Source organism: Chryseobacterium sp. Leaf405 (assembly GCF_001425355.1).
GTDB lineage: Bacteria > Bacteroidota > Bacteroidia > Flavobacteriales > Weeksellaceae > Chryseobacterium.
The window spans coordinates 1,171,811-1,190,791 of record NZ_LMQN01000015.1 but is presented as its reverse complement, the minus strand read 5'-3'; the positions used below and the strand labels follow the sequence as shown (position 1 = coordinate 1,190,791).

20 protein-coding genes are annotated in these 18,981 nt (G+C 34.0%); 9 read left to right on the top strand and 11 right to left on the bottom strand.

Translation table 11 applies throughout. The features are described from left to right. Positions 1-2 precede the first annotated feature (2 nt). The 3 genes from ASG22_RS15390 to ASG22_RS15380 form a co-directional block, all read right to left on the bottom strand. The gene (locus tag ASG22_RS15390; RefSeq protein ID WP_055986500.1) at positions 3-329 is read right to left on the bottom strand and encodes a hypothetical protein; all 327 of its coding nucleotides are present in this window, start codon (positions 327-329) and stop codon (positions 3-5) included. Then, on the bottom strand, positions 329-1,144 hold the full coding sequence (panB, locus tag ASG22_RS15385) for a 3-methyl-2-oxobutanoate hydroxymethyltransferase (protein ID WP_055986498.1): 816 nt from the start codon (positions 1,142-1,144) through the stop codon (positions 329-331). Before panB ends, ASG22_RS15390 begins: the two co-directional genes overlap by 1 nt. Positions 1,145-1,205: 61 nt before the next feature. Next, on the bottom strand, positions 1,206-1,919 hold the full coding sequence (locus ASG22_RS15380) for a Crp/Fnr family transcriptional regulator (protein WP_055986494.1): 714 nt from the start codon (positions 1,917-1,919) through the stop codon (positions 1,206-1,208). A 90-nt stretch (positions 1,920-2,009) separates the two neighbouring features. Between ASG22_RS15380 and ASG22_RS15375 the strand changes: the two genes are divergently transcribed. From ASG22_RS15375 to ASG22_RS15340, 8 genes are all read left to right on the top strand, one after another. Next, positions 2,010-4,388 (top strand): heavy metal translocating P-type ATPase, encoded by a 2,379-nt coding sequence (locus tag ASG22_RS15375; protein WP_185113819.1) that lies wholly within the window; start codon positions 2,010-2,012, stop codon positions 4,386-4,388. A 108-nt stretch (positions 4,389-4,496) separates the two neighbouring features. Then, positions 4,497-4,718: a cbb3-type cytochrome oxidase assembly protein CcoS gene (ccoS, locus tag ASG22_RS15370; protein WP_055986488.1), complete on the top strand. Its 222-nt coding sequence runs from the start codon at positions 4,497-4,499 to the stop codon at positions 4,716-4,718. Between the two features lie 5 nt (positions 4,719-4,723). Beyond that, positions 4,724-6,985, top strand: coding sequence for a cytochrome-c oxidase, cbb3-type subunit I (ccoN, locus tag ASG22_RS15365; RefSeq protein WP_055986485.1), 2,262 nt, complete (start codon positions 4,724-4,726; stop codon positions 6,983-6,985). A gap of 19 nt (positions 6,986-7,004) precedes the next feature. After that, entirely contained in the window at positions 7,005-7,208 is a 204-nt protein-coding gene (locus tag ASG22_RS15360; protein WP_055986482.1) for a cbb3-type cytochrome c oxidase subunit 3, read from the top strand. 10 nt (positions 7,209-7,218) lie between these two features. Continuing rightward, positions 7,219-8,097, top strand: coding sequence for a c-type cytochrome (locus tag ASG22_RS15355; RefSeq protein WP_055986479.1), 879 nt, complete (start codon positions 7,219-7,221; stop codon positions 8,095-8,097). Between the two features lie 97 nt (positions 8,098-8,194). Beyond that, a complete protein-coding gene (gene ccoG / locus ASG22_RS15350; RefSeq protein WP_055986475.1) occupies positions 8,195-9,649 on the top strand; it encodes a cytochrome c oxidase accessory protein CcoG in 1,455 nt (484 codons plus the stop codon). 9 nt (positions 9,650-9,658) lie between these two features. Then, entirely contained in the window at positions 9,659-10,111 is a 453-nt protein-coding gene (locus ASG22_RS15345; RefSeq protein WP_055986473.1) for a FixH family protein, read from the top strand. Next, complete coding sequence (locus tag ASG22_RS15340; protein ID WP_055986470.1) at positions 10,102-10,866, top strand: sulfite exporter TauE/SafE family protein; 765 nt, start codon at positions 10,102-10,104, stop codon at positions 10,864-10,866. The genes ASG22_RS15345 and ASG22_RS15340 overlap by 10 nt, the downstream gene beginning before the upstream one ends. Positions 10,867-10,880: 14 nt before the next feature. Here ASG22_RS15340 and ASG22_RS15335 read toward each other — a convergent pair whose 3' ends face one another. Continuing rightward, a complete protein-coding gene (locus ASG22_RS15335) occupies positions 10,881-11,582 on the bottom strand; it encodes a hypothetical protein (protein ID WP_055986466.1) in 702 nt (233 codons plus the stop codon). Positions 11,583-11,819: 237 nt separating this feature from the next. On the opposite strand from ASG22_RS15335, the gene ASG22_RS15330 reads away from it, so the two are divergent. Next, on the top strand, positions 11,820-12,770 hold the full coding sequence (locus tag ASG22_RS15330) for a T9SS type A sorting domain-containing protein (RefSeq protein ID WP_055986464.1): 951 nt from the start codon (positions 11,820-11,822) through the stop codon (positions 12,768-12,770). Between the two features lie 96 nt (positions 12,771-12,866). Here ASG22_RS15330 and serS read toward each other — a convergent pair whose 3' ends face one another. The 7 genes from serS to ASG22_RS15295 form a co-directional block, all read right to left on the bottom strand. Continuing rightward, a complete protein-coding gene (gene serS / locus ASG22_RS15325; protein WP_055986461.1) occupies positions 12,867-14,135 on the bottom strand; it encodes a serine--tRNA ligase in 1,269 nt (422 codons plus the stop codon). 66 nt (positions 14,136-14,201) lie between these two features. Then, a complete protein-coding gene (locus ASG22_RS15320) occupies positions 14,202-14,708 on the bottom strand; it encodes a hypothetical protein (protein WP_055986458.1) in 507 nt (168 codons plus the stop codon). Positions 14,709-14,746: 38 nt separating this feature from the next. After that, positions 14,747-16,003, bottom strand: coding sequence for a polysaccharide biosynthesis C-terminal domain-containing protein (locus ASG22_RS15315; protein ID WP_055986455.1), 1,257 nt, complete (start codon positions 16,001-16,003; stop codon positions 14,747-14,749). A 1-nt stretch (position 16,004) separates the two neighbouring features. Continuing rightward, positions 16,005-17,135 (bottom strand): glycosyltransferase, encoded by a 1,131-nt coding sequence (locus tag ASG22_RS15310; RefSeq protein ID WP_055986452.1) that lies wholly within the window; start codon positions 17,133-17,135, stop codon positions 16,005-16,007. Between the two features lie 113 nt (positions 17,136-17,248). Then, positions 17,249-17,737, bottom strand: a complete 489-nt coding sequence (locus ASG22_RS15305; protein ID WP_055986449.1) for a hypothetical protein — start codon at positions 17,735-17,737, stop codon at positions 17,249-17,251. A 24-nt stretch (positions 17,738-17,761) separates the two neighbouring features. Further along, a complete protein-coding gene (locus tag ASG22_RS15300; RefSeq protein ID WP_055986448.1) occupies positions 17,762-18,547 on the bottom strand; it encodes a (Fe-S)-binding protein in 786 nt (261 codons plus the stop codon). 14 nt (positions 18,548-18,561) lie between these two features. After that, positions 18,562-18,978, bottom strand: coding sequence for a hypothetical protein (locus tag ASG22_RS15295; RefSeq protein ID WP_055986445.1), 417 nt, complete (start codon positions 18,976-18,978; stop codon positions 18,562-18,564). Positions 18,979-18,981 lie beyond the last annotated feature (3 nt).

The following is an 18,981-nucleotide window of genomic DNA, read 5'->3' as shown; positions in this document are numbered from 1 at the left end:
CTTTACTGACGATAAGAAGGTCGACTGACAATTGAAAGAATAATACCTCCCAAAAGCCCAATGGTTTTAATAGTTTCCAATTTTGAACCTATTGGAATTAATAAACCTCCAAGCACACAAACTGCAGCTGCAGCATACATTGCGTACGTAAAATTTTGATTTTTCATGAAAGGTGCCTGCAGGAAAAAACTTGCTCCGATTAAAATATAGAAGACTTTTCGGGATAATAAAACATTGATTTCCGGAGAGAAAAGATTGAACCATCCCACAGCAAGACAAAGCAATGCAATGATTGATAAAATTCCCTGAGTAGATTGTTGATTTCTCATTAATAGCTTTCTTTTTCGTTAGGGAAATCCTGGTTTTTCACATCTTTCACATATTGAGCAACCGCTCCTGTGATTTCTGTGTATAAATCAAGATATCTTCTTAAAAATTTCGGGCTGAAACCTTGATTCATTCCAACCATATCGTGGTACACCAACACCTGACCGTCGCAATCAGGTCCGGCTCCGATTCCAATTGTTGGGATCGAGATAGATTCTGTTACTCTTTTAGCCAAATCTGCCGGAATTTTTTCTAAAACAACTCCAAAACAGCCTAATTCTTCAAGCAATTTTGCATCGTTGATTAATTTTTCTGCTTCAGCTTCTTCTTTTGCTCTTACTTTATAGGTTCCGAATTGATAAATAGATTGCGGCGTCAATCCCAAATGTCCCATAATCGGAATTCCAGCATTGATGATTTTTTTTATTGATTTTGAAATTTCTTTTCCACCTTCAATTTTAATCGCATGAGCTCCGCCTTCTTTCATCATTCTCACTGCAGACTGCAAAGCGATATCCGGATTACTCTGATATGTTCCGAACGGTAAATCAGCAATCACCAAAGCTCTGTCTGTTCCTCTCACCACACTTTGTGTATGGTAAATCATTTGATCTAAAGTAATTGGCAACGTCGTTTCAAAGCCAGCCATCACATTAGCAGCCGAATCTCCGATCAAAACAGCATCTATTCCTCCTGCATCTACCATTTTCGCAGTGGTAAAATCGTATGCCGTAAGCATTGTTATTTTTTCCTTGTCGAATTTCATTTTACGCAAGGTTTCAGTCGTAACTTTTTTAATTTCAGAATGAACAGACATAATTGTATCTATTTTAAAAGTTAAAAAGTCGGCACCTGGCCGACTTAAAGTTTTGTATGATTTATAAAACTACGTGTCCTAGTTTCATTAATTTGTCGTGGTTGAGAATTTTGATATTTCTTCCGTCTACTTCGATGAGCTGATCTCCTTTAAACTCCGAAATCAAACGGATAGCACTTTCTGTAGCAGTTCCGATGATATTGGCAATTTCTTCTCTCGTTAAAGAAATTTTAATAAATCCTTCAGGATCAACGCCCAATTTTTGCTCTAAAAGAATTAGTATTTCTGCTAATCTTTCTCTTACCGTTTTTTGAGCCAAGAAAGTAATCGTATTAGAAGATTCTCCCAATTCGTAAGAAATCTTCTGAAGCATTGCGAAAGAAAGTTTTGGATCTACCTCCAGTAAATACATAAAAACTTCGGCAGGTAAGAAAGTAGCTTCAATATCTGTCATTGCCTCAGCCTTTGCCTGGAAATTTTCCCCGCAAAGTAAAGAACGATAACCGATGATGTCCCCTTCTTTAATAAATCTTAGAATCTGATCTTTTCCGAAAGCTCCCGATTTTGATAACTTAGCTGCTCCTTTTTCTAAAAAGTACACTCCTTTCGGAGTCTCACCATCTTCAAAAATAGTATCATGCTTTTGAAAAGTAAGCTTTTTTTTTGCGTTAATATATTTCTCAAAATCAGCGCTGGAAAGTCTTTCCTTGAATGATTTATCATTAAAAACTCTTGCGAACCTCTCTTCAATTTCAATCTGTTGTTCCTGCGACATGTTAATATGACATTTATCACAAAAATAGAACTTTTTAACTCGATAAACAAAAAAAAATGTTATAATTTTGTAGTTCAATAATTTATGAAGGTGAGCGAGAACTGTTTTCATTGTGGCCAAGGGATAGAAAAAGAACGAATTCTATTTGACGAAAGGATTTTCTGCTGCAACGGTTGTAAGTCTGTTTATGAAATTCTAAATACCAATAATCTAAGTAATTTCTATGAATTAAATAAAAGAGCCGGGATTCGTCCGAGTGACGAAAGTTCTACTCAATATGCTTACTTAGACACTCCGGAAATTTTTGAAAAAGTAACGGATTTTTCAGAAGGCAATACAAGTTTAATCACTTTCAAAATCCCTGTAATCCACTGTTCATCATGCATTTGGCTTCTTGAAAGCTTACATACGATTAATAATAAAATTAACTATTCTCAGGTTAACTTCACAAGAAAGACCTTACAGGTTTCATTCAACCATAACGATTTAAAATTAAGCGAATTAGCTAATTTCTTAACTAATTTGGGGTACAAACCCGTCATCAGCCTTGAAACGGCAGATAAAAATGTAGAACATTTAGACAAATCACTTCTGGTAAAGTTTGCGATTGCAGCCTTTGCTTTCGGTAACGGAATGTTCCTTGCTTTCCCTGAATACATCGGCGGTGAAGACTATTGGATGGAACATTACAAAGGACTTTTCAGAGCATTGATGTGTGTTTTGGCAATTCCCGTTGTTGTATATTCTGCTTCAGATTATTATAAATCTGCCTGGTATGGTTTAAAAAACAAAATCGTCAATATTGATGTTCCTATCGTTTTGGGAATTATCGTTCTTTTCGGACGAAGTTTATATGAAGTTGCCACCAATTATGGCCCAGGATATTTTGACACATTGTGCGGATTGCTGTTCTTTATGCTTTTGGGTAAAATCTTTCAGAAGAGAACCTACAGCGCGCTTTCTTACGACAGAGATTACAAATCTTTCTACCCGATTGCGGTAACAAAAGTTGATTTTCAGGGAAAACAAGACAATATTTTACTTTCAGAAATTAAAATCGGAGACAGAATTTTAGTTAGAAATCAGGAAATTATTCCCGTTGATGCAGTTTTGATTAATGGTGAAGGAAATATCGACAATAGTTTCATTACAGGTGAAAGTGCAACCATAAATAAACAACCCGGCGACAAAATTTTTGCCGGAGGAAAACAAATTGGTTCGTCTTTGGAATTGGAAGTTATCAAAAATGTTGATCAAAGTTACCTTACCCAGCTTTGGAACAAGGAAGCTTTCAAGAAACATGAGACCGGACTTGATACTCTGACTAATAACGTAAGTAAATATTTCACATTTATCATTTTAGGTATTACATTAATTGCGGGAACATATTGGTATTTTATTGATTTGAATAAAATGTTTCAGGTGATATCTGCCATTTTGATTATTGCCTGCCCATGTGCACTTGCGCTGTCTGCACCGTTTACTTTTGGCCACATTATGAGGATTTTAGGTAGAAATAAGTTTTATGTAAAAGATACCTTAACGATCGAAAAAATTGCCAAATTGGATACGATTGTTTTTGATAAAACCGGAACAATTACACACCGGAAAAAATCAAATATCAAATTTGAAGGTGATGAAATTAAAGAATTTGATTTACTGAATATCAAGTCTTTACTAAAGAACTCAAATCACCCGCTTTCTAAATCTTTATATGAATTCATTGAAGCAAAAGACGAATATTTACCTGTCGAAAAATTTCAGGAAATTTCAGGGAAGGGATATGAGGCGATCGTAAGAGGAAACAGTTACAAAATCGGTTCTGCACGTTACAATAATCAGGAATCTAAAAATCTTGAAACAGCGGTTTATATTAGTAAGAATGGTGAATTTTTAGGAAAATTTATCTTTAAAAATGAATACCGTGAAAACCTTAAAAATTTATTCAAAAAACTTACTCATTACAACATTTTTATATTAAGTGGTGATAATTCTTCAGAAGAAAATCAGTTGAAAGAATTAATTCCGAGTTACAGGGGAATGGCTTTCAATCAAAATCCGGAAGATAAACTGAATTACATCAAAAACCTTCAGGATCAGAATCTAAAAGTAGCCATGCTTGGCGACGGATTAAATGATGCCGGAGCATTGAAACAAAGCAACGTAGGAATTGCCATTGCAGATGACTCCAACAGCTTTACGCCTTCTTCTGATGTGATTATGAATGGTGAAAAGGTGGTCTCATTGAACAATTACCTGAATGTTTGTAAAGGCTCGATCACCATTGTGAAAATAACATTTATAATAAGTTTTCTTTACAATATCGTTGGTTTAAGTTACGCAGTTACAGGACACATGCATCCTCTTTTTGCAGCATTATTTATGCCGGCAAGTTCTATAACCGTAGTTTCATTTACCACTTTTTCAACTTGGATTCTGGGGCGAAAATATTTCAAAAAACAGGCTTAGAATGGCTTATTTAGACTGATTTTAAATTAGCCAAAACCCGTATTTCGTGATGAAAGTCATTATTTTTCACTAAATTTGAACCCCGAAAATAGGTTAATTTTGTTGCTGATGGATATTCTATATTTAATGATCCTATGCAGCGTTTCTTTGGCTGCTGTTTTCCTGGTAATCTTTATTGTATACGCCAGAAAAGGACAGTTTGAAGACGATGAGTCTCCAGCTGTAAGAATCCTCTTTGACTCTGATGAAATCAAAGAAAAAGAAGAGCCAGGCCAAGAAAGCGATACAGAAAAAGGAGAAAATAATAAAATTGAAGAAAAAAGTGAATAGTTGATATGGAAACACAAAAGTTTAGTTATGACAACAGTATTGTTCGGGCATTTCTTTATGCGACCATAGTTTTTGGGATCATAGGGTTTACGTTCGGGCTTACAGCGGCATTAATGCTTTTTTATCCGGAGCTTCCAGAATTCTTTTTTGGGACTGATGATACAACCATCAATAGTTTGGCATCGGGTAATATACAGGGTTTAATAAACACGCAGGGTGCCTTTGGGTTCGGGAGAATCAGAATGTTGCACACCAACACCGTAATCTTTGCATTCGTATGTAACATTGTGTACGTAGGAGTTTATTACTCTACACAGAGATTATTAAAAACAAGAATGTACAGCGATACGCTTTCATGGATCCATTTCTGGACATGGCAGTTTATGATTGTAGCTACATTCATTACATTCTTTATGGGGATCAATACTTCAAAAGAATATGCTGAACATGAGTGGCCAATCGATATCTTAATTGCTGTATCTTGGATTATTTTCGGTGTAAACATGATTTTAACAATCAGAAAAAGAAGGGTAAGACACCTTTACGTTGCCATTTGGTTCTATCTTGGAACTTGGGTTGCCGTAGCAATGCTTCATATCTTTAATAATTTAGAAGTACCTTTATCTTTCTCTGGCTGGAAATCTTATTCGGCTTATGCAGGAGCAAAAGATGCCATTGTACAATGGTGGTATGGTCACAATGCGGTAGCATTCGTATTAACGACTCCGGTCTTAGGTTTAATGTATTATTTCTTACCTAAAGCAGCAGACAGACCTGTATTTTCATATAAACTATCGATTATTCACTTCTGGTCATTAATCTTCGTATATATCTGGGCTGGTCCTCACCACCTTCAGTATACCGCTTTACCGGCTTGGGCGCAGGCAGTAGGAACTGGTTTCTCTATCATGCTGATCGCACCATCTTGGGGAGGTATGTTGAATGGACTTCTTACCTTAAGAGGGGCTTGGGATAAAGTAAGAGAAAATCCTATTTTGAAATTCTTCGTTGTAGCTGTTACTTGTTACGGTATGGCAACTTTCGAAGGTCCGCTTTTGGCAACAAAAAACATCAACAAAATCGGTCACTTTACAGACTGGGTTATTGGTCACGTTCACTTAGGAGCATTAGGATGGAATGGTTTCATGGCATTCGGTGTTATCTATTATTTGGTACCGATCATGTGGAGAACCAAAATGTGGTCTTTAAAATTGGCAAACTGGCATTTCTGGTTGGGAACTTTAGGAATTATTTTCTATGCAGTACCAATGTATATCGCAGGATTTACGCAAGGATTAATGTGGAAACAATTCAACCCAGACGGAACTTTAGTTTGGAAAAACTGGTTGGACACGGTTACTGCAATTATCCCTTATTATAAATTAAGATTCGTAGGAGGTTTATTCTATCTTTCAGGAGGTTTATTAATGGTAGTGAATGTTTTCATGACTGTTAGAAAAGGATCATTTCAGAAAGAAGTTCCTGCAGAAGCTCCGGCTTTGGCTAACATCGGAAACAAACGTAAAGAAGGAGAAGGATTCCACCTTTGGTTGGAAAGAACTCCATTATTATTGACTGTATTGTCATTATTCACGATCTCAATCGGTAGTATGGTAGAAATCATCCCTACCCTATCATTGAAGAAAAGCGTACCAACCATTTCAGCAGTTAAACCATATTCTCCACTAGAATTAGAAGGTAGAGATATTTATATCCGAGAAGGTTGTAACGCTTGTCACTCACAGATGGTAAGACCATTCAGAGATGAGATTACAAGATTTAACGGTAAAAACGGACAGTATTCTAAAGCGGGAGAATTCATTTATGACAGACCATTCCTTTGGGGATCAAAAAGAACAGGACCGGATTTACATAGAGAAGGTGGTAAAAACCCAAGTTCTTGGCACTACAAGCACATGTATAACCCAAGATCTACCTCTGCAGGTTCTATCATGCCTCGTTACCCTTGGTTGATTGCAAATAACTTAGACAGATCTAAAATGGTTGCTAAAATGTCTTTAATGAAAAATACATTTGATGTACCTTACACAAGAGCTGAAATTGATTCTGCAAATACTTGGGCAAACAATCAGGCAGCGAAAATTGTAAAAGATATCTACTCTGAGGCACCAGATTTGAAAGATGCTTATGCTAAGAGACCTCAGGGAGAATTAGAGAAAAAAGAAATTGTAGCTCTTATCTCTTTCCTTCAAAGATTAGGAACAGATATCAAGACCACTGAAATAAAAACAGCAAGTAATAACTAATCATTAAAAGGTTCACATCATGATACCTCAAAACTTTAAAGACATATTATCCAATACCGACAATGCTGGTTTTTACCAAATATTGGCTCTGATTTTCTTTATGCTTTTTTTCGTTTCTCTTATAATTTATGTTTTTAGCAGACCTAAAAAATACTATAAAGAAGAAGAAGAAGCACCTTTGGGGGACGATAAAGATGATGATATTTTTAATTTAAAAAATTAAACAACTTATTATGAAACAAAGAACACCGGTTGTTATAAACATTTTAATAATCATTGGACTTTTAATAGTTTTTTATTATCTGTTTGTACAAAGCTATGCTTTCTTAGGATCACCTTATTTCTGGGGAACTGTTGTAATTGCTGCTATTTTGGCATACATCCACAGTGCTATCGGAGATTTGATTGAAAATAATAAATTCAAAAAGTTATCTGCAGAAGAAAAAGCAGCCTATTTAGCTGAGAAGAAAATTCCATTCTTAAAAAGAATGTATGACGCAGCATTTAAAAAGCAATCTGCTGCAGAAGAAAAAGATATCCTTATCGATCATGGTTTCGACGGAATTATGGAGCTTGATAACCAATTACCAAAATGGTGGGTAGGATTATTTTACTTTGGGACTGCTTTTTGTATCGTATATATATCTGCATATTCTTTCACAAACTTTGCACACCCAATCAGTGAATATGAGCAAGAATATAAAGAGCAATTAGCAAGCATCGCAGAATATGAAGCATCTCAGCCTCCTATCACGATAGAATCAGCAAAATATTCTGCTGATAACATCGCTGCAGGACAAGAGATATTCAAAACAAACTGCGTTACTTGTCACTCTGAAGGTGGTAAAGGAGGTATCGGACCAAACTTGACGGATAACTTCTGGCATAACCAACCTGAAAAGACATTATTCAAAAACGTATTCCACGTTGTAGAAAATGGAGTAACAGGTACAGCAATGCAGGCTTGGGGTAAAAATGGTGTTTTAACAGGGGCTGATATTCAAAATGTAGCAGCTTATGTATATCATATTAATCAGGAGCAACCGCCAATTACTCCGGCTCAGGGAGGAGCAAAACCTTACGGAGACGAGGCACATTGGGAAAAAGAATAATTTAACTCAAATAAATTAAAACATATGAAAAACATAATTTGTTATTAACTAAAAATAGTAACGAATTATGTTTTTTCTTTTTTAAAATAAATATAAAATGTCAGATATAGAAGATTTAGAAGTACGCGGCGGACAGGGGCAGGTTCTGGATCCTGAGACTTACAGGGATTCTATCGGGACAATGCATCAATCCGGTAAAAGGAAATGGGTATATCCCAGAAAACCTAAAGGAAAATATACCAACTACAGAAATATTGTAAGTTATCTCTTACTTATCATTTATTTCGTTTTTCCATTTATCAAAATCAATGGGAACCCACTTGTTTTATTTAATGTAATTGACAGAGAATTTTTTATTTTCGGACAACCTTTCTATTTGCAAGATTTTTTCATCTTAACTGTCGGGGCAATTACTTCTTTACTGTTTATTATCATTTTTACGATTGCATTCGGAAGAATTTTCTGCGGGTGGATTTGCCCTCAGACAATTTTTATGGAATCTATATTTCGTAAAATAGAATATCTTATTGAAGGAGACCGAAACAAGCAAATGAAGCTTGACAGACAGGAATGGAACAGCGAAAAGATTTGGAAAAGAGGCCTGAAATGGACCGTTTACATTATTATTTCATTAATTATCACTCACTTCATGTTCATGTATATCGTAGGATATGAGGAAGTTTTAAAAATTATTTCTGAAGGACCATTTGCCCATCCAACTAATTTTATCGTAATGATTCTGCTTACTGCGGCATTTTACTTTGTATTTGCGTGGTTTAGAGAGCAGGTTTGTACATTGGTTTGTCCTTACGGAAGACTGCAGGGAGTTTTAATCGATAAAGACACAGTAAACGTTTTTTATGATTTCAACAGAGGTGAAAACAGATCTAAATGGAGAAAAGGCGAAGACAGAAAAGCGGCAGGAAAAGGCGATTGTATCGATTGTCACCAATGCGTTGTAGTTTGTCCGACCGGAATTGACATCAGAGACGGTCAGCAATTGGAATGTATCAACTGTACAGCGTGTATCGATGCTTGTGATGAAGTAATGGATAAAGTGGGTCTTCCGAGAGGATTGATCAGATATGCTACTGAAAACGAAATTGAGAACAAAACTGAATTTAAGTTTTCAGGAAGAATGAAAGGTTTTGCTATTGTTCTTGTTCTTTTAACTGTATTTTTAGGGTATCTTCTTTCAAGCAGAGGAGAAATGGAAGCTAAATTCATTAAACCTGCCGGAAGTACATTCTTTATAAGAGACGGAAAAATTACCAATACCTATAATTATACTTTCCTGAATAAAACCAACGATAAAAAAATGGTTACTGTTAAAATAATCGAACCAATACACGGAGAAGTTATTTACAGTGAGTCAAGCAAGATTGTTGTAGAAAGAGATAAAATAACGAAAGGAACAATTAATGTCAGTTTCCCTGAAAATGACATGAAACTTTCAAAACAAAATATTACCATCGGGGTTTATGATATGAAGGGGAAATTGGTAGATTCTTACCAGACTTACTTCGAAGGACCTTTTAAATTACAATTTTAATTTTAAGAAATGAAGAACTTTACCTGGGGGCACGGAGTCGTAATTGCATTATTGTCATTCATTATTTTCATACTGTCAATGTTATTTCTCTTCCCCAATGGACAGAAAAATTCGGAAATGGTAACCGATAATTATTATGAAGAAGAATTAAAATATCAGGATGTAATCGATGCCAAAAAAAGAGGAGATCAACTGGAGGAAAAACCGGTCTACAGCCAGAATCAGGCTGGAATAAAAGTAACTTTTCCAAAAGGTTATGATAACAAGAATACGGTAGCAAAATTTGTATTAAACAGAACCGACGACCAGAATTTGGATATTAAAAAATCTGTGCAGCTTGATGCCAATCAGTCATTTACAATTCCTGCGGGAGTTTTGAAAATGGGAAATTATACATTAAGATTAAGCTGGACAAAAGATAAAACTGACTACAGATTGGATTATGATGTAATATGGAAATAGCACTTATTATATCGGCACTCGGTTTGGGTTTTGCATCCGGATTTCACTGTATCGGAATGTGCGGACCTATTGCTTTGTCGATGGGATTAACTAAAAAACAGGCTACCAATTTTTATCTTCAGAATCTTACATATCAATTTGGGAGAATTTTCACCTATTCATTATTGGGAGCGATTCTGGGAATAATAGGTGAAGGATTTGAAATGGCGGGTATTCAGAAATACCTGACCATTGCTGTTGGGATTTTACTGATTATCATGGCTGTTTTTTCTTTTGGAGGAAAAGATTTCGCTTCAAAAATTCCTTTCTTTTCAAAATTTTTATTTAAAGTTAAATCCAACTTGGGAAGATTACTTCAAAAAGCAGATTACCGTTCCAGATTCACGACCGGAATTCTCAACGGATTTTTACCCTGCGGAATGGTGTACATGGCATTAACAGCAAGTTTAGCAAGTGGGGGAATTTGGCAGGGAGCTTCCTATATGGCTTTATTTGGCTTGGGAACACTTCCGTTCATGTTTACAATAGTTTTAGTCGGAAATCTCATGAATCAGGCTTTCAGGATAAAAGTTTTAAAAGTGATTCCGGTTGTTATGATTATTTTAGGCGCATTATTTATTGTAAGAGGCTTAGAATTAGGCATTCCTTATCTATCACCAAGAGCTGAAGCGATGACGATTTCAAAAGATAATCAAGGAGATTGTCATTTGCCTGGTGATCACAGTACACATCCGCATAATGCAAATTGTCATTAAAATTTCCCAACAACCTATTTCCGTTTGGAGGTATTTCCAAAAATAATAAACATCAATAGTAAAGGAATCAAAAATATTTTAGAAGTAGTAAAAATAATATTAAATCCGCCGGAGTTTGAAAATAAAAACATATTCAACGGCATCATTATCTTACTTTTTCGTGTTTTAGGATGATATAAAATTTTATAATTTTTTTCATTAATATAATCTTTCACATCGTTCTCTAAAATTGCATTCGACCTCATTTTATCTTTTTCAGAATCCCAAAAGATAGAATTTGTATAATGTACGACCGCACCCGTTTCTTCTCTTTCATATGTATGGTCATTTGATTTGAATTGATATTTAATATCAGCAATCGATTTGCGATTTTTACCACTTTTCCAGTCGATGCTAAAGTCTGTTATTCTTCCGTCCACCTCTATCCAGTTGTTGTGACTGAATTTAAATTCAAAGTATTGAATTTTCGGTGAAACAGAATACATAAGCAAAAACAAAACATACAATCCTCCAGTAAGAAATAAAAATGTCCGTTTACCGATATCACTCTTAAAAATGATGAAATAAAAAGGCAGACTTACCAATAATGCAATTACAAAAATGGATAAAGGATTTAATATCACTATCAGCAAGCCGATCAGAGGATAAATAATTTTGAATACAACAAAGTCCGATTTTTTATCACTCATTTTAAAATTATCATTATTGTAATTCATTTTTGGTGTAACATATTATTTTACATAAGCTATACTAATTTAAGCTAAAAAATGATAATAAAAATTCAATTTTACATCCCAAAAATTCAATTATCAATAAATAAAAACCGTGAAAATAGCAATAGTTTTCTATTAAATATGCATTAATAAAGTAATATGATTATAAGTATAGTTCATTAAATAATATTATGTTGAATAATCATTTTTTTGTATCTTTCTTATACCTAAAATCATATTATGAATAAAAAACTACCTTCTCACAAATTTCAGTTTTCTAAAATACATCTCCTGTGGGATTCTTATCAAAAAATTGTCCTAAATATCATTATTGTAAGTATTATTTTGTTGTCTTCTGTAATGAAAGCTCAAAGTTCGTTAACAATTCCAAACTTAGCTGTAACAGGTTCATTTACGGGACCTCTTGCTAATGTTGCGAGAAATTATCAAATGATCATTGATGATTCGCAACTTACGGCTTTAGCAGGAAAATCTCTTACCTCCATATCATTCAGACTTCCGACAACCGTTACGGCGTCCTGGCCAGTTGCAGATACTACATTTTCTGATTATCAGATTTATCTGAGTAACGGTGTAGAGCCCGCAGACCGACAGCTTAATTTTGCGGCAAATATAGTGGGCGCGCAGACACAGGTACGTTCAGGAAGCCTATTAATTCCTGCAAACGCAGTTTCAGACGGCACTAATTTTACATTCAATATAAATTTTACCACTCCTTATCTTTATACAGGTAACAATCTTGTTATAGAAATACGCCATACAGGAAGCAACGGCAGTTCAACATCAATTCATGCCGCAGGAATAAGCACTGCAGGATATGGGAGTCTTTTTACAGCCTGCTGGTCAAGCGATGCTAGTGTCTTGCAGGGGAATTTTTCCTATGTAAAAATTAATTCTTCGGGTACATTGGGCGTAAAATCAGTTGAAATTAATGGTGAAACATCTGTTTATCCTAATCCTGTAAAAGATCTGCTTTATGTAAAATCGACTGATGATTTGGTAGAATTAAAGATTTTTAATTTTGTCGGCCAACAAGTTTATTCTCAAAAAAACGTAACTAAAAATCCACAACTTAATGTATCAGGATTAGCTAAAGGAAACTATGTTTTGCAAATGATTGATAAAAACGGAAATTCATCGTCAACAAAATTCATTAAAGATTCAGATTGAATGATTCGCTTATTTTAAGTTAGATAATTAAAAGAGCTATCAAATAAAAAACCACTGTAAAAAACAGTGGTTTAATTTTATGTTAAAGAGATTTTATTAATTAATTACATCAAACCTCGCATATTCAGCAATTTTCTTAGGAAGCTTAATGCCTTCTTCCGTCTGATTATTTTCAAGCAAAGCTGCCATAATTCTAGGCAATGCCATTGCAGAACCATTCAAAGTGTGAACCAATTGAGTTTTTCCGTCTGCTTTATAACGGCATTTTAATCTGTTTGCCTGGAACGTTTCAAAGTTAGATACAGAACTTACTTCGAGCCACATTTCCTGAGCGGCACTCCAAACTTCAAAATCGTACGTCATCGCAGAAGCGAAACCTGTATCTCCACCACAAAGTCTTAATACTCTGTAAGGAAGTTCAAGATCTGTTAAAATTTCTTTGATATGTTCTACCATTTCTTCCAGAACAGCGTAAGAATTTTCAGGCTTTTCAAGTCTTACGATTTCTACTTTTTCGAATTGATGAAGACGATTCAAACCTCTTACATGAGCCCCATAACTTCCCGCTTCTCTTCTGTAGCATTGAGAAAATGCCGTATTTTTAATAGGAAGATCTTTTTCATCCAACAAAACATCACGATATAAATTCGTCACAGGGACTTCCGCCGTTGGAATTAAATATAAATCGTCTGCCTGAATATAATACATCTGCCCTTCTTTATCTGGCAATTGTCCTGTTCCATATCCTGAAGCTTCATTGACAACGTGAGGCGGATTTACCTCCATATATCCTTTTTCAACGTTTTTATCTAGGAAATACTGAACCAAAGCTCTTTGCAATCTTGCTCCTTTATTCAAATAAACAGGGAAACCTGCACCAGCAATTTTTACCCCTAATTCAAAATCGATAAGGTTATATTTTTTTGCCAGTTCCCAGTGAGGAATTGCACCTTCGCCCAAACCTTCTACATCGTGAGATTGGTAGATGATTTCGTTGTCATCAGCCGAAACTCCTTTTTTAACCAATTCATTTGGAATGTTTGGCAATTGATATAAAATATTTAATAAAGCTTCTTCTAAATTACTAAGTTGCAACTTCAATTCCGACGTCGACTCTTTGTATTGTGCTGTTTTAGATTTTGCAGATTCAGCTTCTTCTTTTTTTCCTTCTTTCATTAAAATACCAATTTCTTTGGAGATTTTATTGATTTCAGAAAGTTGAGAATCTAATTCAAACTGAATTTTTTTTCTTTCTTCGTCAGTAGCAATAGCCTCGTCTACCAACTCAAGATTTTTGAATTGTCTTTTGTTAAGACCTTCTAAAACGCGCTCTTTGTTGTCGCGCAAAAAATTGACTTGTAACATTTTATTTAGATGTTAGTTATTAGAATGTTGATCATTAAATGCCAACAGTTTTGCAAATTTATAAAATTATTTTACGATAGTAACTACATTGGAACCTCCCGGTTGTTTTGTAAATCTCAACGTATCATTATAATACACTTTCGAGACTTCAAAAACTGAAGGTGTCATTCTATATTGGATTTCCAATCTATCATTAATGGTATCAAGAATTGTATTATTCAACCTTTTTACTAATGATAACGTAATTACTGAATGATATGTTCTATTGTTAGGATCAATTGTATCCAACCCTACTCTTTTAGCTCCTGCCAAATATTCTATATAAAGCGTGGAATCTGCAGTCGCTTTTAAGGAACTGCTTACCGGAGTATTATCCGCAACTCCATTAACATCAGTCATGAAATAAGTAAAATATGTGGTGTCGTTCTTTTTATGAAATAAATCTCGCCCTAAACCATTTTTCATATAAATATTCAAGATCTGATCTATTTTTCGTATTTCCTCATCATCTCCGCTTCTACAGCTTAGAAACGCAAAAAAAACAATAACAAATCCAAAAATTATATTCCTCATTTCCAACAAAGATAAAAACTTATTTTAATTTTATTGCGTTATTTTTTCTTTACTATCTTATTTAAAAGTAAATTAATTTCAGTTTTCGACAGTACATAATCCTGAATATGAAATTCTGTTAACTGATAAAATCTCCAGAATAAAATTGCTGAAGAAATGCAGTAGGAAATAGATGTAACAATACAAGCGCCACGAATTCCCCATCTCGGAATAATGTAAAATGATGAAACAACCGTAAAAATAAGTCCAATAATGGCTTTTACATTTAAAATTCTCAATTTATTGATTCCGGCGAAATAATATCCGATAATATTACTGACCGCAATAGCTAAAATTCCCGGTGAAAGAAAAAGAATAATTTCTTTTGTCTGGCTAAAATCTTTTCCAAAAATCATGGAATACAATTCTGCCGGAATTAGTAACATCACAATTATGAACAACAGTGTAATTAAAAAACTGATTCTCAATGAAATTTTGGTTTTTTGAATGGCAATATTTGAATCTGTATTATTCACCACATCAGCATACAGAATGACCGAAAGACTTCTGCTAACCGTCCAGACCGCTTCAGAAAAGGCAATTCCAACAGAGAAAATTCCTACACTTACAATTCCTTTAAAATATTCAAGAAAGTAAAAAGACAAACGGTAATTCAAAAACTGTAAAAAAGCACTCAACTGCGTTTTCCAACCGTAATCGAACAATTTAGCACCAATCGATTTTGAAAAAGAAATATTTGAAAATTGGCAATGTTTCAAAACCTGAAATGCACTGATCAAAAATAAAACTCCAAAACAGATAATCTGTGCAATAAAATAAGAATTAACCGAAGTAATTTTAACGATATAAATTATAATTCCAATAAAAATAATATGAATAATCTGCTGTAAAACAGTATACAAATTAAACATTTTAATATTCTGCATTCCTACAAATAAATTAATATTTGCCGCTAAAAGCGAAGATAGCACCGACAATAAAATCAAATAACCGAAATATTCTGAAGCATGATTAAAATTAAAAATAACAGGAATTACAATCCCGATTAAGATCGACCAGACATAAGCAAAAGGCAACACCTGTTCGACTTTATATTTTGAGGCAAAATAACTCATACTGCTTCCCACAAAAATATTGGCGAAAAAGCTTATGATCGTAAGATCTGCAATTACTATTGAAATCACTCCTTTCCCTTCACTTCCCCACATATTAGCAGAGTAAATAACCAATCCGAAATTTAATATCAAAATTAAAAACCGGGAAACGAACGTTTTCAAAATAGTGTTTTGCTTCATCTTATTGCATCGATTTGTTGATGAAATTTACAAACAAATCCTTGATACTGTTCCAGTTGTATTTGTTTTCATATTCAAGCCTTGCGTTGTTGGCATGATTTGAATATAATTCAGGATTTTCGATATATGTAAGAATTATACTCGCAATTTCCTCAGCATTTTCCGGATCAACCAGAAAACCGAATTTCGAAACATCTACATGCTCTCTCGTTGCCTTTAGATTTGTATAAATTACAGGTTTTCCCGATGCTGCATAATAAAATATTTTAATCGGCAGACAGTGATGATTTTCATAATTGACCGTTCTTAAATCAAAGCAAATATCTGCATCTTCATACGCTTCGGTAAAAGTTTCAAATGAAGTTGATTTTCCGATCTTGATATTTTCAAACTGATATTTTTGAACCAATTCTGAAAAATATTCTGCATCTTTTTCTCTCCTTGAACCACCAATTAAAAGGATATAGATTTCTAATTCAGGTTTTTTATTTCTAAGATTATCAATCGCAGCAAAAAAATTTCCGATGCCTTTTTCTTCCGAAAACTGACCGGTATAACAAAGCGTGATTTTATTAGGATTCAGCTTTTTAATATTTTTTTGAATATAAATATCATCAGGATAATAGGGCGAAATCAAGTTCTTTTTAAATGGAAAAAAATAAGCCAGTGGAAATTTTTTAGTTTTTTCACCAAAAATAAAATGAGTGCTTATCAATCCCGCATATAATTGAATCAAGAAAAATTTGACCGCATGAATCACATTCATTGGAAAAGAAAAATTTTCCACCATTCTCATGGAAGGATACCATTCTGTAATGTCGTAAACAACACTGATTTTTTTCTTTTTTTTAAACTTCTTAGTGGCAATTACCGCCAAAGGTTCAGAAGCAATAATACAGTCGGGATCAAAAAAATCGCAAACTCTTTCGAAAACTTTCGTTTTCTCTTCTGTATTTTTATCAATAACCGAGTAAGATTCAATTTCAATTCCTTCAATAATACCCTGAAATTCTGCTGACAGACTGCAAATCTTAACTTCATTACCCTGATCTCGAAGTGCTTTTGCCTGATGATAGAAAATTCGGTCATCATCGTATCGGTGGGCGGTAGTTAAGAAAAGAATTTTAGACATTATTTTAGAATTATAGCAACCAAAATCTATTATTGATAGAATTTTTTACAAATATACACGAAAGCAAAAAAGTGGAAAATTTCCACTTTTATTTTTATTTAATTGAAGAGATTTTATTTAATTCCGGCAGCCCAGCTTCTTTCAAAAGGTAACAGGAAGTTGCCGATGAATTCCATGTAGGTATTTTTAGAGAAATCAAAAACTTCAATTTCTTTCGAAATTTCATTATTTCTGATTTTATTTTTAAAATCAATCAGTTTCAGTGTTTTTACTTCTCCATTTTCAACAAAGCTCGCCTTCATTCTATCGAATAAACCCAATTTGTATTCTTCATCAATTTCTCTCATCACCTTACCCAACGCATCAATACTGCATCCTGAAGCCATTTCTTTTTCTTCATCAACACAAATAACAATAAACTGGTTTTTCTCAATTTTAAAAGACGACGAAAGAGGTTTTCCATGCGCTGCCCAAGTTGCCAAAAAGTCATACAATTTTTCTGTAATTACTTTAGCTTCTTTAGTTTCCAAAGGTCTTGACGCTGGATATATGATCACTCTGTAATCATTAGCTTCTACTATATTTGATTCTTCGATTTTCATAATTTTACATTAAGAGATTGAGTTTTATAAATCTTCTGCCTCAGCAAGAAGTTCAACAATATCTTTTACTACAACTTCATCGTTTTTATTGAAGTGTTTTACACCGTCTGTCATCATTGTATTACAGAAAGGACAGCCTGTTGCAATCACTTTTGGCTTGTAAGAAAGTGCTTCTTCAGTTCTTTCGACGTTAATATCTTTTTTTCCCTTTTCAGGTTCTTTAAACATCTGTGCACCACCGGCTCCACAACATAATCCGTTGGTTTTGCAACGTTTCATTTCTACAAGCTCGGCATCAAGCTTCTCCAAAAGCATTCTTGGTGCTTCGTACTCATCGTTTGCTCTTCCAAGGTAGCAAGGATCATGAAAAGTAATTTTCTTACCGCTAAAAGCTCCGCCTTCAATCTTCAATCTACCTTCTTCCATTAAGTTTTTAAGGAATTGTGTGTGATGAAGCACTTCGTAATTCCCTCCTAAATTAGGATATTCATTCTTGATCGTATTAAAACAATGCGGACAAGCAGTAACGATTTTTTTCACATCATAAGCATTCAGAACCTCAATATTCGTCATTGCCATCATCTGGAACACAAACTCGTTTCCGGCACGTTTTGCAGGATCTCCGGTACAGCTTTCTTCCTGTCCTAAAACAGCAAATTCAACACCGATTTTATTTAATATTTTGCAAAATGCTCTCGTAATTTTCTTGGCACGGTCGTCAAAACTTCCTGCACAACCCACCCAAAATAAAACTTCAGGCGATTTTCCTTCGGCAGCATATTCTGCCATTGTTTTTATAGTGAAATCCATTTGTATTATGAATTTTATTTAAATATTTTGTTATAAATTTTTTCAACAAAGGTTATTGTTCTTTCTTCATGATCATCAAAAGTATAAACGATAAACGTTTCCAATTCGTTGTATTTTTGACGATTTAAAATCATGTTATGACTTAAATAAGCAATATTAAACAGTAAAGAATGAAAGAAAACATAAAATAATGCAAATCTTACAGGCACAAAAAACAAAAATTCTCCTGAATTAAACTTTTTGATAACTAAATAGATCGCAAAAATTACTGAAGGCATCCACAGAGAATAATTAAACACACTATCATTAAAGTTACATCCAGAAAAAAGTTCAACTATAAAATAAATCCATCCAATATTTATAATAATCAAATAGAAGGAAATTCTTATTTCTAATTCATTTTTTTCCAAAAAGCGAATAACCTTTTGCATAAT

Coding starts and splice junctions, on each gene's coding strand:
- ccoS (WP_055986488.1), top strand. CDS start 4,497: ATGGATATTCTATATTTAATGATCCTATGCAGCGTTTCTTTGGCTGCT.
- ASG22_RS15320 (WP_055986458.1), bottom strand. CDS start 14,708: ATGAGGAATATAATTTTTGGATTTGTTATTGTTTTTTTTGCGTTTCTA.
- ASG22_RS15310 (WP_055986452.1), bottom strand. CDS start 17,135: ATGTCTAAAATTCTTTTCTTAACTACCGCCCACCGATACGATGATGAC.
- ASG22_RS15380 (WP_055986494.1), bottom strand. CDS start 1,919: ATGTCGCAGGAACAACAGATTGAAATTGAAGAGAGGTTCGCAAGAGTT.
- serS (WP_055986461.1), bottom strand. CDS start 14,135: ATGTTACAAGTCAATTTTTTGCGCGACAACAAAGAGCGCGTTTTAGAA.
- ASG22_RS15390 (WP_055986500.1), bottom strand. CDS start 329: ATGAGAAATCAACAATCTACTCAGGGAATTTTATCAATCATTGCATTG.
- ASG22_RS15300 (WP_055986448.1), bottom strand. CDS start 18,547: ATGGATTTCACTATAAAAACAATGGCAGAATATGCTGCCGAAGGAAAA.
- panB (WP_055986498.1), bottom strand. CDS start 1,144: ATGTCTGTTCATTCTGAAATTAAAAAAGTTACGACTGAAACCTTGCGT.
- ASG22_RS15355 (WP_055986479.1), top strand. CDS start 7,219: ATGAAACAAAGAACACCGGTTGTTATAAACATTTTAATAATCATTGGA.
- ASG22_RS15330 (WP_055986464.1), top strand. CDS start 11,820: ATGAATAAAAAACTACCTTCTCACAAATTTCAGTTTTCTAAAATACAT.
- ASG22_RS15305 (WP_055986449.1), bottom strand. CDS start 17,737: ATGAAAATCGAAGAATCAAATATAGTAGAAGCTAATGATTACAGAGTG.
- ASG22_RS15295 (WP_055986445.1), bottom strand. CDS start 18,978: ATGCAAAAGGTTATTCGCTTTTTGGAAAAAAATGAATTAGAAATAAGA.
- ccoG (WP_055986475.1), top strand. CDS start 8,195: ATGTCAGATATAGAAGATTTAGAAGTACGCGGCGGACAGGGGCAGGTT.
- ccoN (WP_055986485.1), top strand. CDS start 4,724: ATGGAAACACAAAAGTTTAGTTATGACAACAGTATTGTTCGGGCATTT.
- ASG22_RS15335 (WP_055986466.1), bottom strand. CDS start 11,582: ATGAATTACAATAATGATAATTTTAAAATGAGTGATAAAAAATCGGAC.
- ASG22_RS15315 (WP_055986455.1), bottom strand. CDS start 16,003: ATGAAGCAAAACACTATTTTGAAAACGTTCGTTTCCCGGTTTTTAATT.
- ASG22_RS15345 (WP_055986473.1), top strand. CDS start 9,659: ATGAAGAACTTTACCTGGGGGCACGGAGTCGTAATTGCATTATTGTCA.
- ASG22_RS15360 (WP_055986482.1), top strand. CDS start 7,005: ATGATACCTCAAAACTTTAAAGACATATTATCCAATACCGACAATGCT.
- ASG22_RS15340 (WP_055986470.1), top strand. CDS start 10,102: ATGGAAATAGCACTTATTATATCGGCACTCGGTTTGGGTTTTGCATCC.